The sequence below is a fragment of the Microbulbifer marinus genome (genome assembly GCF_900107725.1).
Lineage (GTDB): Bacteria > Pseudomonadota > Gammaproteobacteria > Pseudomonadales > Cellvibrionaceae > Microbulbifer > Microbulbifer marinus.
Map to the genome: position 1 here is coordinate 310988 of NZ_FNQO01000002.1, position 14324 is coordinate 325311.

Annotated in this window: 10 protein-coding genes; 1 reads left to right on the forward strand and 9 read right to left on the reverse strand. The window is 59.3% G+C overall.

From position 1 onward, the window contains the following. Nucleotides 1–32: 32 nt before the first annotated feature. From BLW36_RS09210 to BLW36_RS09220, 3 genes are all read right to left on the reverse strand, one after another. Nucleotides 33–779: a 16S rRNA (uracil(1498)-N(3))-methyltransferase gene (locus tag BLW36_RS09210; protein WP_091387528.1), complete on the reverse strand. Its 747-nt coding sequence runs from the start codon at nt 777–779 to the stop codon at nt 33–35. A 206-nt stretch (nt 780–985) separates the two neighbouring features. Then, complete coding sequence (locus BLW36_RS09215) at nt 986–4123, reverse strand: efflux RND transporter permease subunit (RefSeq protein WP_091387531.1); 3138 nt, start codon at nt 4121–4123, stop codon at nt 986–988. A 2-nt stretch (nt 4124–4125) separates the two neighbouring features. Continuing rightward, on the reverse strand, nt 4126–5370 hold the full coding sequence (locus tag BLW36_RS09220; protein WP_091387533.1) for an efflux RND transporter periplasmic adaptor subunit: 1245 nt from the start codon (nt 5368–5370) through the stop codon (nt 4126–4128). A 291-nt stretch (nt 5371–5661) separates the two neighbouring features. Between BLW36_RS09220 and BLW36_RS09225 the strand changes: the two genes are divergently transcribed. Continuing rightward, nucleotides 5662–8013, forward strand: coding sequence for a Tex family protein (locus BLW36_RS09225; protein WP_091387535.1), 2352 nt, complete (start codon nt 5662–5664; stop codon nt 8011–8013). Nucleotides 8014–8045: 32 nt separating this feature from the next. On the opposite strand, the gene BLW36_RS09230 is transcribed toward BLW36_RS09225, so the two are convergent. The 6 genes from BLW36_RS09230 to BLW36_RS09255 all read right to left on the reverse strand — a co-directional run bounded on the left by BLW36_RS09230 (nt 8046) and on the right by BLW36_RS09255 (nt 14166). Next, complete coding sequence (locus tag BLW36_RS09230; RefSeq protein WP_091387537.1) at nt 8046–8708, reverse strand: RluA family pseudouridine synthase; 663 nt, start codon at nt 8706–8708, stop codon at nt 8046–8048. Between the two features lie 169 nt (nt 8709–8877). Next, nucleotides 8878–9321: an acyl-CoA thioesterase gene (locus BLW36_RS09235; protein WP_091387539.1), complete on the reverse strand. Its 444-nt coding sequence runs from the start codon at nt 9319–9321 to the stop codon at nt 8878–8880. Nucleotides 9322–9611: 290 nt separating this feature from the next. Then, nucleotides 9612–10823 carry a serine hydrolase domain-containing protein gene (locus tag BLW36_RS09240; protein ID WP_091387541.1) on the reverse strand — a complete coding sequence of 404 codons (1212 nt, stop codon included), beginning with the start codon at nt 10821–10823 and terminating at the stop codon, nt 9612–9614. A gap of 291 nt (nt 10824–11114) precedes the next feature. Continuing rightward, nucleotides 11115–11396, reverse strand: coding sequence for a hypothetical protein (locus BLW36_RS09245; protein ID WP_091387543.1), 282 nt, complete (start codon nt 11394–11396; stop codon nt 11115–11117). A 99-nt stretch (nt 11397–11495) separates the two neighbouring features. Further along, entirely contained in the window at nt 11496–11996 is a 501-nt protein-coding gene (locus tag BLW36_RS17685; protein ID WP_091387545.1) for a DUF2306 domain-containing protein, read from the reverse strand. A 466-nt stretch (nt 11997–12462) separates the two neighbouring features. After that, nucleotides 12463–14166: a phytoene desaturase family protein gene (locus BLW36_RS09255; protein ID WP_091387547.1), complete on the reverse strand. Its 1704-nt coding sequence runs from the start codon at nt 14164–14166 to the stop codon at nt 12463–12465. Nucleotides 14167–14324: the final 158 nt, after the last annotated feature.

A 14324-nucleotide genomic window follows, 5' to 3' on the forward strand; every position in this document is an offset into this window, starting at 1 on the left:
TGGTTATATAGAGCGAAGAATAACGTGATCCGTTACAGATCGCCCCACTGGAACTGCAATACCGATAGCGCTGCCACCGGTGCCGTCTCGGTGCGCAGCACGCGCGGGCCGAGACGCAGCGGCAGAAATCCCCGGGCCAGGGCCGCGTCGATTTCCGCCTGCGACAGGCCGCCCTCCGGCCCCACTAATAGCAGCGCGGAATCCGGCTTACCCTGTTCCGCTTCCAGCTGGCGGAGATCCAGTTCGGTGCGGTGGTGCAACACCAGCTCTACGCCGAAATCGCTGTCCGCTTTCCTGTTCTGCAGATACTGCGCCAGCTTCTGCGGTTCGGCAATGGCCGGCAGGATATTGCGCTGGCACTGCTCACAGGCACTGGCGGCAATCTGGCGCCAGTGGCCGAGCTTTTTCTGCAGGCGCTCGCCACTCAGCTTGACCTCACAGCGCTCGGTAAACAGCGGCTGAATAGCCGCCACCCCCAGCTCGGTGGCTTTCTGCACCACCCAGTCGAAGCGCTCACCGCGGGAAATGCCGATCGCCAGCGTCAGTGCCAGCGGCGACTGGCGATTGTCCGGGGAAAACTCGCCCAGGCGCACCCGCGCCCTCTTGCCGGTTTCGATCAGCTCTGCACGGTATTCACCGCCGCTGCCATCGAACAGCACCAGCGGACGGCCGGCACCGAGGCGCAGAACCTTGACCAGGTGGCGCGAGGCCGCCTCGTCCAGTGCCAGTTCGCTCTGGCCGGCCAGGGGTTCGGTGGAATAGATACGCGGGATGCGCATGTACAGACTCTTCCTGTGAGGCAGATCGTCAAAAGTGCCCGGAGCGCCCCGGTCAGTTTTGGCTGAGCCAAAGGGGGAAATGCACGGGCGTGCTACACAAAAAAGCCGACACTGAGTCGGCTTTTCATCGGCAATTAGTTTAGGCGCTGAACGCGGCCCTTCGCAATGCTCCCCTTCCCATCAACGGGAAAGGGGAGTGGCGGGGATCAGGCGTTCTCGGCCGAAGCCGGCAGCTCCTCGCCGCGGCCGCGCTTGCGTTGCACCTTCAGGCGCAGCACCTCGATCACCTTGTACAGGTTCGGCACCAGAATCAGGGTCACCGCGGTAGCGCAGAGAACGCCGAAGGCGAGACTGACCACCATCGGGATCAGGAACTGCGCCTGAATCGAACGCTCGAACATGATCGGCACCAGGCCGATAAAGGTCGTTAGCGAGGTCAGGATAATCGGGCGGAAGCGATCACGACCGGCCTGAATAACCGCATCCATGATCGCCATACCCCCGGCGCGCAGCTGGTTGATGCGATCCATCAGTACCAGGTTATCGTTCACCACCACGCCGGCTGCGGCGAGGAAGCCGAGCATGGACATGATGCTGATGTCGTAACCCAACAGCAGGTGGCCCAGAATCGCACCGAAGAAACCGAACGGCACCGCAGTCAGGATCAGCAGCGGCTGCGAGTAGGAGCGGAAAGCAATCGCCAGCAGTGCGTAGATCGTAAACAGCGACAATACGAAGAAGGCCAGGATCGCGGAACCGAACTCTTCCTCTTCCTGCATCTCACCGGCGGTCTTCAGACTGAAGCCGGCAAACTGCTTCTCCCACTGGGGCACCTTCTTCTCGCGCAGCTGTTGCAGTATCTCGTGGGCCGAGGCCGCACCCGGGGTCAGCTCCGCGGAGATCCGCACAGTGCGCTCGCGGTCGTTGCGGCGAATGGTGGTGTAACCGGGCACATAAACCGCATCGGCCACCGCACTGAACGGGATCTCGCCGTTGCTGGTGCGAATGCGAATGCGGTCGATCTGTTCCTCGCTTGCGCGCTCCTCTTCCGGATAGCGCACCATGACACGCACGTCCTCGCGGCCGCGGGGAATACGCTGCACTTCCTCACCGTAGAAACCCTGGCGCACCTGCTTGGCGACATCGGCGAGGCCGATACCCATATTGGTGGCGTGGGGCTTCAGCTGGATCTCGATATCCCGGCGCGCGCTGATCAGGTTGTCGCGCACGTCGTAGACACCGGCGTAACTGTTCAGCGCCTCCTTGACCGCGTCGGCAGCCGCGCGCAGCTCGGCCATGTTGCCCGAGGAGGTGCTCAGGTTCAGGGACATGCCCGAGCCACCATCGTTGATGGTGTGGTGAATGCGCATCTCCTCGACGCTGGCCGGCAGCTCACCCACATACTCGCGCCAGCGCAGTGCCAGGGTTTCCGAGGTCACATCGCGCTGTTCACCGTCTGTCAGCTGCAGCAGCACGGTGACATTACCGCGCCACAGGAACGCCATGGTGTTTTCGACGAATGGCTGGCCGCCATTCATCTCCAGCATTTCCGGGTCTTCGGCCAGTTTGTCGCCGGCACGCTCGAACTGCTCCATGACCCGCTTTGTTTCCTCGAAGGATTCGCCGGGCGCCATGGTGGTGCGCAGCTGCAGCAGGTCGGAGGGCACCTGCGGCGAGAAGGCCGAGCCGATATAACCACCGGCAAATACCGCGAAGGACAGGAACAGCGCCATCACGAAGATCATCACCGTCGCGCGGCTATTGCTGAGGGATTTTTCCAGCAGCGGCATGTAGTACTTTTCACCGGCCGCCTTCATACCGCCGGCAAACTTCGCGCGCAGCGCCTGCAGCTTGAGTCCCAGGCCGGAGGTGGCCGGCTTCTCAGGCTTCAGGTTGACCAGGTGCGCCGGCAGAATCAGCAGTGACTCGATCAGCGAGAAAGACAGCGCCAGCAGCACCACCACCGGCAGTGACAGCATCATCTGCGACGTGTAACCGGGCAGGAACAGCATCGGCACGAAGAACACCATGGTGGAAACCACGGCGAAGATCACCGGTGCGGAAACCTGTTTCACGCCCTCTTCCGCCGCTGCCAGCCCGGTAACGCCGCGGTCGTGGGCGGCGTGCACCGCCTCGCCGACGATAATCGCATCGTCGACGACGATCCCGAGAATCAACAGGAAGGCGAACAGCGACAGCATGTTCAGCGTCACGCCGGTGGTCGGCAGCAGCCAGAAGGCCCCCATAAAGGCGGTGGCAATACCAATGGTTACCCAGATTGCCAGCGCCGGGCGCAGGAACAGCATCAGCAGTATGAATACCAGAACCAGGCCACCGAGGGCGTTGCCGGCCAGCAGCTCCATACGCCCCTCATAGGCTTTGGAGAAGTCGAACCAGATCTCGAACTCCATACCCTGAGGCAGCTGCTCGCGGGCCTCCGCCATAAACTCCTGGATCGCATCGGCGGTGGCCACCACGTCCAGCGGCTCGCCCTGCATCACGCGCAGGTTCATCGCCGGCTTGCCGTTGAAGCGGATCACCGAGCCCTCTTCCTCGAAGCCGTCCTCTATATCGGCCACATCGCCAAGCAGCAGCTGGGTGCCATCGGCGCGGCTGATCAGCGGAATACGGGCGAAATCGCTGGCGGTATAGGCCTGGCCGCGGGTCTGTACCTGGATATCGCCGCGATCCGAGCGCACCATGCCCGCGGGCAGGTCGAGGGACGAGCGGCGCACGGCATTGGCGACGTCGTCGAAGCTCAGGTTGTAGCGGCGCAGATCCAGCTCGGACACCTCGATGGAGACCTCGTCGGCGCGATCACCCCAGACGTCGACCCGGCGCACACCGGGCAGCAGCGTCAGCTTGTCGCGCAGATCCAGCGCCGTGTCCTTCAGCACGTGTGGGGAGACGGGACCGCCAATGGCGATCATCATCATCTGCTGCTCCCACTCCTGCAGCGCGATGACCGGCCGCTCGATGTCGGACGGGAAGGTGTTGATGCTGTCCACCTGCACCTTGATGTCGTTCAGCAGGCGCAGCTGGTCGTAGCCGTCCACCGCCTTGATTTCCACGGTGCTGTGGCTGCGGCGGGACCAGGAGTTCACCTCCTTGATACCCTTCACTTCGGAAATGGCCTGCTCCACCCGCTGGGTGACCTGCTGCTCCACTTCCGCCGGGCCGGCGCCCGGGTAGCTGATATCGACGCGCACGATGCCCGGGTTGATCGCCGGGAATACCTCGCGCCCGATATGGCTGATACCGAACAGGCCGCCGATGATGATCATGATCATCAGCAGGTTGGCGGCCTTACTGTTGCGTACGAACCATCCGATGATGCCCTGCATGATCAGCGCGCTCCCTGTATCGCGGCGCCATTACCGGTCGCATCGGCGACCTTATCGGCAGCGACGGCTTCACTCTCATCCCCGAGCAGCATGCCGGTGGGCTTTTCGTTCAGTGGGTTGGCAGTGATTACCATGCCCTCCCGGGAATAGCCGAGGCTCGACACGATCACGCGCTCGCCCGGAGCGATATCACCGCGCACCCAGACGTCCTCTTCCACCGCCTGCAGCAGCTGCACATCCTTGAATACCAGCTTGTTTTCCGCGTCCAGCACCAGCAGGTGGTCGCCCTCGTGCAGGGCCTGGCGCGGCAGGCGGGTGATGTTGTCGAAAGTCTTACCGGCGATATCCGCCTCGACGAACAGGCCGTTCACCAGCGGCGCCGCACCCTGATAGGGGTTCTGTACCTGAGCCACCGCGTAGACGAAGCGACTGTTGGGATCGATACTGGCCTCGGTGCGCACGATGGTGCCGCGCCACTCGCGCTGCTGGCCGGCAATACGCGCGGAGAGGCGCACGGCGGGGCCATTCTCGATCGACTGCCCCAGCGGCAGGTCCACCAGTGCCAGCTGGCGGTCGGTCAGCGGCAGGCGCACTTCGGCAACGCCGGTGCTGTGAATTTTTGCCAGGCGCGTGCCGGGGGTGACGTACTGCCCCAGGTCGACGAAGGTCTCCACGACCCGGCCGGCGAAGGGTGCCTTGACCCGGGTGCGCTCCAGGTCCAGCTTGGCCTGGTCGCGATCGGCGCGCGCCGCGGCCACGGCAGCCTCGGCAGCGGAGAGTTGCGGCTTGCGCAGGAACAGGGCGTTGGCGGTGGAGGAACCCAGGTCGCGCCACTCGCGCTTGGCCTGCTTGGCGCGGCCCTGTTCCTGGGCCAGCGTGGATTCTGCATTGGCCAGCTGCGCTTCCGCACGGGTCAGCTGGTGGGCGTAGTCGGCGGACTCAATCTGCACCAGTGACTCGCCGGAGCCGAAGAAGCCGCCGGGCACGAAGGCGTCGTTGACCTGTTCGATCACGCCGCCGACACGGGCTACCACTTCGATCTCATGGCGCGCGTGTACGGTGCCCTGGCTCGGCACCAGCAGCGTCTGGCGACCGGGTTCGGCGTAGAGCACATCGGCCACCGGCGGCACCGCCGCCTCAGTGACTTTTTCCTCAGGTTTCGGCGCCAGGCCCAACGTCAACCCAATGGCAGCGACACCTGCCAGAACAACAATGCCCAGCAGCTTGTTTTTCTTGGAAATTTTCACAGACACCCTCTACCGGTAAACGACCTGATTTGATCAAAATTTGACTAGTTGCGCATTCTACTGGAGTTCGACGACGAAAGGTGCCGTTTTGGATGCAAACCACCGCACAGGCTTGCGCTTCATCGCAAACCTTTCTCGTCGCGCCCGGCTGACGCATAATGCCCGGCCGAATTTGCCGACTCGGGAACAGCCGCCGGCCGACCGAAGCCGCGGAAACCGGCCGGTCAGTTTGCCGCTGACGGCCGCCCCCGAGACGTATGAAGCCCCCGCAGAACGGATGTAAAAAATAAGATGTTGGATATCAACGTTCGAATCGCCGAAGAACTCAATGTACGCCCGCAACAGGTAGCCGCCGCCGTGGCGCTGCTGGACGAGGGCGCGACCGTGCCGTTCATCTCCCGCTACCGCAAGGAGGTCACCGGCGCCCTGGATGACACCCAGCTGCGCAACCTGGAGGAGCGCCTGCGCTACCTGCGCGAACTGGAAGACCGCCGCGCGACCATCCTCAAGAGCATCGACGAACAGGGCAAACTTACGCCGGAACTGGCGCAGCAGATCAATGCCGCCGATACCAAGAACCGCCTCGAAGACCTCTACCTGCCATACAAGCCCAAGCGCCGCACCAAGGGCCAGATCGCCATCGAGGCGGGGCTCGAACCGCTGGCCGATGCGCTGTTCAACGATCCGTCGCTGAATCCGGAGGAAGAGGCGCAGAAGTACCTGAACACCGACAACGAAGACGCCTCCCTGCACGTGAAGGACATCAAGGCCGCCCTCGATGGCGCTAAGTTCATCCTGATGGAGCGCTTCGCCGAAGACGCAGAACTGCTGGGCAAACTGCGCGATTTCCTCAAGCGTGACGGCCAGGTCAAGTCCAAGCTGCTGGACGGCAAGGAAGAGGAAGGCGCCAAGTTCCGCGACTACTTCGAGTACGCAGAGGACTGGTCCAAGGTGCCATCCCACCGCGCGCTGGCCATCTTCCGCGGTCGCAACGAGGGTATCCTCGGTATCAATATCGGCCTGGAAGGTGACGAGGAGAGGGCTGCCACCGCCAGCCACCCGTGCGAGACGATGATCGCCAAGCATGTCGGCGTCGAAGACCAGGGCCGACCGGCGGACAAATGGCTGGGAGAAGTGGTGCGCTGGACCTGGCGTATCAAGCTGCTCACCGCGCTGGAAACCGATCTGATGGGCGAGCTGCGAGAGAAAGCGGAAGAAGAGGCCATCAAGGTCTTCTCCCGCAACCTGAAGGACCTGCTGCTGGCAGCGCCGGCGGGCCAGAAAGCCACCATCGGCCTGGACCCGGGCCTGCGCACCGGCGTCAAAGTGGCGGTGGTGGATGCCACCGGCAAAATCCTCGACCACGCCACCATTTACCCAACGCCACCACAGAACCGCGCGCAGGAAGCCGCGGCCGTGATCGCCGCCCTGTGCAGCAAGCACAATGTCGGCCTGATCGCGATCGGTAACGGCACCGGCAGCCGCGAGACCGACAAGTTCGTCGGCGAGACCATCAAGCAATACAAACTGGGCGCACAGAAGGTGATGGTCAACGAGGCCGGTGCCTCGGTGTACTCCGCCTCCGAATTTGCCGCGCGGGAATTCCCGGATCTGGACGTGACCATCCGCGGCGCTATTTCCATCGCACGCCGCCTGCAGGATCCGCTGGCCGAACTGGTGAAGATCGACCCCAAATCCATCGGTGTCGGCCAGTATCAGCACGATGTGTCCCAGACCCAGCTGGCGCGCTCACTAGATGCCGTGGTCGAAGACTGTGTGAACGGTGTTGGTGCCGAGCTGAACTCCGCCTCCGCGCCGCTGCTGTCCCGCGTGTCCGGCCTCAGCGCGTCCATCGCCAACAACATTGTCAGCTATCGCGACGAGCACGGCGCCTTCAAAAGTCGCGCACAGCTTAAGGAAGTACCGCGCCTCGGGCCCAAGGCCTTCGAACAGGCCGCCGGCTTCCTGCGTATCAACAACGGTGAGAACCCGCTGGACAAGTCCGGTGTGCACCCGGAAGCCTACGTGGTGGTGAAGCGCATTGCCGAGAAGAACGGCCGCGAGATCAACAGCCTGATCGGCGATTCCGCCTTCCTGCGCAAGCTGAATCCGGCCGACTACACCGACGAGAAATTCGGTGTGCCGACAGTGACCGACATCATCGCCGAGCTGGAAAAGCCCGGCCGCGACCCGCGCCCGGAATTCCGCACTGCGAAATTCGAGGAGGGCGTGGAAGAGATCAAGGACCTGCGCCCGGCCATGGTGCTGGAAGGTACCGTCACCAACGTCACCAACTTCGGTGCCTTCGTCGATATCGGCGTACATCAGGACGGCCTGGTGCACATCTCCGCGCTGTCGGAGAAATTCGTCAAAGACCCGCACGAGGTGGTCAAAGCCGGCGATATCGTCAAGGTGAAGGTCATGGAAGTGGACGTGGCGCGCAAGCGTATCGGCCTGTCCATGCGCCTGTCCGATGAACCCGGCGAACAGGGCAGCGGCGGCGTCAAGAAGGGCGACCACCGCGAGAGCCGCCAGGCGCAGAAACACAACAACCGCAACCGCCAGCAACAGGGCGGCCAGGGCAATGGTCGCGGCAGCATGGGTGACCTGCTTGCAGCGGCAATGAACAAAGACAAGAAGTAACAGTAAAAAGGGCGATCAACAGATCGCCCTTTTTATTGAAACCATTCCGGATCCGGCGTACTCGTGAAACGCAGCCGTTCGCCGGTCTCCGGGTGGGTAAACGCCAACTCGGTCGCGTGCAGTAACAGCCGCGGTGCCGCCACCAGCGCCCGCCGGTGCGCATAAAAAGGGTCGCCCAGGATCGGGTGGCCGATAGCCTCCATATGTACGCGCAGCTGGTGCGAGCGGCCGGTCACCGGCTTCAGCCTGACCAGGCTGCAGCCTGCCGCGGTGGAAATCTTCTGCCAGCGTGTCAGCGACGGCTTGCCCACCTCGAAGTCCACTTTCTGGCGCGGCCGGTTCGGCCAGTCGCAGATCAGCGGCAGATCAATCTCGCCGCAATCCTCAGTCAGCTCACCCCACACCTTCGCCACATAGGCTTTCTCTACCTGCCGGCTCTGGAACTGCGCACTGAGCTTGCGGTGCACCTCAGGGCTGCGCGCCATGACCAGCAGGCCGGACGTGTCCATATCCAGCCGGTGTACGATCAGGGCCTCGGAGAAGCGCTCTTGTGCGCGGGTTGCGAGGCTGTCGCGATGGGCCGGGTCGCGCCCCGGCACGCTGAGCAGGCCGCAGGGCTTGTCCAACACCAGCAGCGCTTCATCGCTGTATATGACCGAAAGAAACGGCTCCGTTGGCGGACAGTACCTGCGCACCTCAACTCTCCAATGCCAAAGACCTTTACCGCTGGCCGTTCGCGCCCGTGACGGGTAACCGGTTCGGTTAGCAGTTCACATCCGGTAGACGGCAGCAAAGAATCGCGCATTTGACCGTAAGCGCTAGGCGGGCGCAAGCCGGTGCGTCCTGAGCGCTCTCAACCTGCCGCTATTCAGCCCCGACCAGTATCGCGTTCAGCGCGCGGCGTATTGACGGCGGAATCGGCACCGACCGGTTGGTCGCCCGCTCGACGAATACATGGGTGAAGCGGCCAAATGCGCAGGCTGATTCCTCGCAGCGCCGGAAAATCCCCACGCCGTAAGTGACGGAGCTGTTACCCATTTTCTCGACCCTGAGCCCCGCCTCTATCTCTTGTGGATAGGCGATTGGCGCGCGGTAGTCACAACTGGAGTTCACGACAAAACCGACTACCGGCGCATCGTGAATATCCAGGCCCCCATCTTCGATCAGGTAGCGATTTACTGCGCTGTCGAAATAGGAGTAATAGGTCACATTGTTTACATGGCCGTAGATATCGTTGTCCATCCAGCGAGTGGTGATCGGGTAAAAAACCCGGTAATTGTCCCGGGCTTGGCCGCTTATGTCTGCCATAGTGGTGTCACCCTGTCGTCATTGGCCGTGCGATAGCGGGCCACAATACGTCTGATTCGTTTGCGCAAGCGATGGTAATCGGTCGCCTAACTGGTGGTATTGGCCACCGGCTAGGCGATTTCATCTTGCAGTTAACGCCGCGTCAGGGACTACTGAAGCGCCGCACCGTTTTGTGTAAAACGTGAGCGCAGCGAGCTACACAAAAAAAGGTGCATAGCTTTGGGAGTCGCCTGCAACGCTTTGTTAGCTGTTTATCAGTGAGAGTCGTTTTCTGGTTCACATGAATCTTGTTAGATAAAAGCTGGCAGGATCCTCTCTGCGGTTATTTGGAGGGTACTGTTATCTCTATCATGCGCAGTAACCATTACCATCAGATCAAGCTCCTCGATCAGAATGATATACTGGCCACCACCACCCTGAGCAGATGCGCTGAAGTAGCTTTTGTTGCCATATTTCAAATCTGCAGTCCACCAGAAATAACCGTACCCCTGATTAGAGACATCTTTGCCGCCGCCGAAGACGTCATCATCACCGGTATAGATGATCCTGTTGGTTGCTTTGTCGACAAAGGCTTCTGGAATGAGCTGTTCGCCATTCCATTTTCCTTTGTTCATAGCCAGGATTCCCCACTTGACCATAGCGCGTGATGTCATACTCACGCGCCAGCCAGCTTCTGGCAGGCCACTATCGGCAGTTCGCCAGTGATAATTCGTGATGCCCATTTTTTCGAGAAGTTCATTTTTGATGAATTCCTGGGCCGTCCCCGGCACAACGGCGTCAATGACTTGCATCACCAAAGGTGGATTAAAGTTTCCATATGAAAAGCTCTGAGACTCTAAGGTAATAGGCGCGCTATGCTCTAGAAGGGCCTGAACTTGGCGCTGTCCTTTCAATTTGTTTGGATTTTTCTCAAATTCTTCTCTCTGTTCTTTACTGATGCGGAGCCCTCCCCGCATAGTCAATGCCTTGTGGAGCGTGACTTGTTCTGCTCCCTCAACAAATTTTTTTGGGTCCAGGTCTTTGAGAAAGCTAACCAACGGCTTGTCTAAATCGGCCATGGTCAGATAACCCAACTGGATTGCGCGGCCAAGCGCCAAGCCGGTGTAGGCTTTAGTCGCTGACGCTTGCGGATGGGGCAGGTTGATGCGACCGCGTAAATAATAGGATTCAAATAAGAGCTTGCCTTTATGGGCGATCAGCAGGCTGTCGAAGTTACCGTGCTTACCGTCAGCGATCTCCTGAGCCAGCTTGATAAGCATGTTTTTATTGCCGCCATCAATGCCTAATTCGCCCACGACAATCCCGTCTTTCCTGTCCGCCGGCGCTGTATCGATAAAGGCTTTGTCGAGATAGGGAACATCTCTGAATGAGAGTACGGCCTCAGCGGCATTAGCCTCCGGTGAGGGGCCATTATTTTCTTCGGCGCTTGCCGCGGTAAAGCTACCGAAACTGCTTAATAGTGCGACAGTGAGTAAGCTCTTAACTTTTAATTTGATGGTCATATTAACACTCCTGTTATTAACAAGCCTCATGCAAGGTAAGATCAGCGCTTACAGTGGGCCGCTCTTTATCTTTATTTTGAAATCAACGGATCATTTAACTTCTCTTAAATTTGATTGAACAATCTGTCAATTTAACTAGACTAGTTTCAAACTACGTGACGTCATTATGACTTTTAGCTGATCTTGTTCTGATGGCAAAAAATAACTTGTTAAGTACAGCTAATGCCCACAACAGGGGCGGCCGAAGGCCGCAGCTTCACTGCCTGTGATTGTTATGTATTGATGCGGCACTTACTTGGAATTCCGTGATGAGGCCAGGGCCACCACTATTTGCATTGCCTGCTCTTCAGTGAATCCCTGTTTTTTTAGGGATAAATACAACTCTCTGAAATATTTTGCTTGCGCCTCCAAGAGCTCAGGATTACCGAGCGCTTCTAGCTGTGCCTTGAGCATAGGAACAAGCATGTTCATGTTAGGACCAGCGCTAGTTGGCGCCGGCATCTGAGATTGGGCATACGCATTGCCTACGAAGAGACACAGCACAATTGAAACAATGGTAGCTAGATTATTCATAATTCTTCCTTGATGTAGCTCGGATACATAACGTCGCCAACACGCGCCGAGTATTACGAGGTCCCGCTACAGCTCTACTGGGCGAAGTGCTTGGCATTGTTAGTGACGCGGTTCAAAATTGGCTCGGCGGTGACTGCTTATCATGTGTCCGCCAACGACGAATGTAGCGACGCTACACGCAATTACTAAGATCCAGAATAAGGTGCCCCCGCCTATCACTATACCCACAGCTGGAACCCGTACGGCGATTTCCGAGAACATTGCTGCGATTAGTCCAACATAGGACCATAGCATGAGATCGTAGTGTATTCTTAACCAGTTCCGGCTCTTTCGAAAAAGCACTGGTGCCGACACACCACCCGTAGCGAATGCAAGTGACCCGATTGCCATCAAGTGATAAGGTCCGAAAGAATATATTGACTTAGTGAAAAGCGCTGTTAAATTCATTATTACCATGGCGCTAAAAAATATGTAGCCTAGGACTTTATGCTGTTTCGTACCTTTTCTCAAAAGAACTACTAGCCCACCGATTACTATCGCAATAACCGCGCATAAAGTATGTATAAGTCCGAAATTCGAACTGAACATTCTTTCCTCCATGAATCGCTAAAATGTGTATCGTAGTCGTCAGGTAACATATTCCAGCGACTCATATTCCTGAATCTAAATCCCGTAAGAATTATTCCAAACTCACGGCCGGTCAAGGTTTTCTGAAGTTAACCCTTTTAGTACCAACTAGCGAAAGCAGCCTCACGGCTCATATCCCGTTTTTTAGTCCCCTCGTAATTCATTGATTTATTTCTTTTTTCCTGGTTTTTACCAAGCGGCCAAAATATTAGTCGCGGGGGCCGAAATCTCGGCCAGGGTTTGGTCACTTGCCAGCTATGGAGGTCAGATAGACAGGGGGTTGGGATGTGTCACCTCCACCAAGCGGCGCTGGAAACCTTTTTTGGCGTGGCAGTCTGTAGAGTACAAGTTGGTTGTTGGCCGGCGATTCTTGGCGTGACAGAACCGCCATGCACCCACACGATAATGCGTCGATGCATTGGCGAGAAAAAGTGGGTTACTAGATAGATCCCTGCACTTGCCCAGAGCGGTTCGCAGCTTTACTCGAGCCTTTGGAGGCAGCAAATATTTTGCGCAGCAGTGGTAGCCCTTTTTGCAGACCGAGGATACTCTGCGCAGTAACCAGACCGGCAAACATGGCACCGGCGACGCCGCAGCTCATGACATCCTGGCCGGTCAGGTACAGGCCGCCGATGCGGGTCTGCGGTCGCAGCCAGCGCTGTTCGAAACGGTTCGGGTCGTGGTCCAGTCCGTAGATTTCACCACGGGGATAGAAGCAGAAATAGTCGGTCGACAGCGGTGTGGACAATTCACAGTAATCGATCTGGCCGCGCAGCTGCGGGAAGTGCTTGTACAGGTGTTCGAGCAGGCGCTGGCTGTACTTTTCCTTGAGCAGCTCGTAGTCCTCGCCGCGCTTGCCCCAGGGCTTGTCGTGCCACTCGGCAAACCATTCGTATTTGGCCGGTGCGACGATTTCGATGGTCGCGCGGCCGGGATAGCGCTGGCTGAAACTCGGGTCCTTGGCGGACGGGAAGGAAATATAGACGAGGGGGATTTCCGCTTCGCTGTCGGCGAGGAATTTCTGCACCTCGCTCTCGTAGTCCGCACTCGGGTACAGCCAGTAGTTGGTCTTCGGTAGCCCCAGCTCTTCCGCCGTTTTCTGCAGTCCGATATACAGGCAGATGTGGGCCATCGACGGCCGCACCGTTTGCAGGTCATGGCTGTAACCGGCGCGCTCGCTGGCGCTCTGCGGCAGCAGTCGCTCAAAGGTATTGAACACGCCCGCGCCAGAAATCACCAACGGCGCTTCGATTTCGGTGCCGTCGGCCATGCGCACGCCACGCACCCGGTTACCGTCGAGCAGGATGGTTTCCACCTGCGCGTAGGTGAACACCTCGCCACCGCCGGATTGAATCTGCGGGATGATCGTTTCCGCAATCTGGCTGGCGCCGCCGACCGGGTAGTAACCGCCATACAGGTAGTGCTTCACGATCAGCGCGTGGATGATGAAACTGCCGGTCTTCGGCGTCATGCCGTTGTCGCCCCACTGACCGGTCAGTACGGCAATCAGTTTTTCGTTGCCAGTGAGTTCGCGCAACACTTCATAGGTGGTCTTGTTCAGCCAGGCGGGTTCATGCAGTTTGCGCCACAGCCTGATCGCCGGGCCGCACCAGCGCGGCAGCAGCTTTTCCATCGTCAGCAGCGGCATCGCCTTGGCCACCGCATTCACCCGCCGCAGGTATTCCTCGATAGTGCGTTCTTCGCCGGGGAAGCGCCGCACCATTTCCGCGACAAATTCGTCGCGCCCGGCGCGCAGATCGTACTGCTCGCCGCCGATGCAGATGCGATCGTAGGTCTGATCCATCGGCGCCCACTGCAGCTTGCCGGCAGAGAGGAAATCGAACAGCTGGCGGGTCATCGTCGGGTGCTCGCCGACGTCGCCGATATAGTGGACGCCGACATCCCACTCGTAGCCGTTGCGGTCGTAGGCATGGGTAAAACCGCCGGCGGTGTAGTGCTGTTCCAGTACCAGCACCTTTTTGCCGCTGGCGCTCAGCATGGCCGCAGTGGTCAGCCCGCCGATGCCGGAACCGATCACGACGGCGTCATAGGGGCCCTCGAGGCGGGAGGAACGGTAGCGCCGGCCGACACGCAGGCGGCTCGGTTTGGGCGCAGTGCGCGCCTTGTCGGTGGAATTCGCCATGGGGGCTCTCGTCGCTATTGTTGTTGTCGGTCAACCTTAGCGCCCTCCACACGACTATGCAACAAGTTGCATATATCGCGTCGACTCCCTGCGCTGGTCTGCATAAAAATGTCACACGAGCAGGCGTCGGTCCACGCCGCAAGTGCGAGCTCGCGCAG

Coding starts and splice junctions, on each gene's coding strand:
- BLW36_RS09210 (WP_091387528.1), bottom strand. CDS start 779: ATGCGCATCCCGCGTATCTATTCCACCGAACCCCTGGCCGGCCAGAGC.
- BLW36_RS09215 (WP_091387531.1), bottom strand. CDS start 4,123: ATGCAGGGCATCATCGGATGGTTCGTACGCAACAGTAAGGCCGCCAAC.
- BLW36_RS09225 (WP_091387535.1), top strand. CDS start 5,662: ATGTTGGATATCAACGTTCGAATCGCCGAAGAACTCAATGTACGCCCG.
- BLW36_RS09235 (WP_091387539.1), bottom strand. CDS start 9,321: ATGGCAGACATAAGCGGCCAAGCCCGGGACAATTACCGGGTTTTTTAC.
- BLW36_RS09240 (WP_091387541.1), bottom strand. CDS start 10,823: ATGACCATCAAATTAAAAGTTAAGAGCTTACTCACTGTCGCACTATTA.
- BLW36_RS09245 (WP_091387543.1), bottom strand. CDS start 11,396: ATGAATAATCTAGCTACCATTGTTTCAATTGTGCTGTGTCTCTTCGTA.
- BLW36_RS17685 (WP_091387545.1), bottom strand. CDS start 11,996: ATGGAGGAAAGAATGTTCAGTTCGAATTTCGGACTTATACATACTTTA.
- BLW36_RS09255 (WP_091387547.1), bottom strand. CDS start 14,166: ATGGCGAATTCCACCGACAAGGCGCGCACTGCGCCCAAACCGAGCCGC.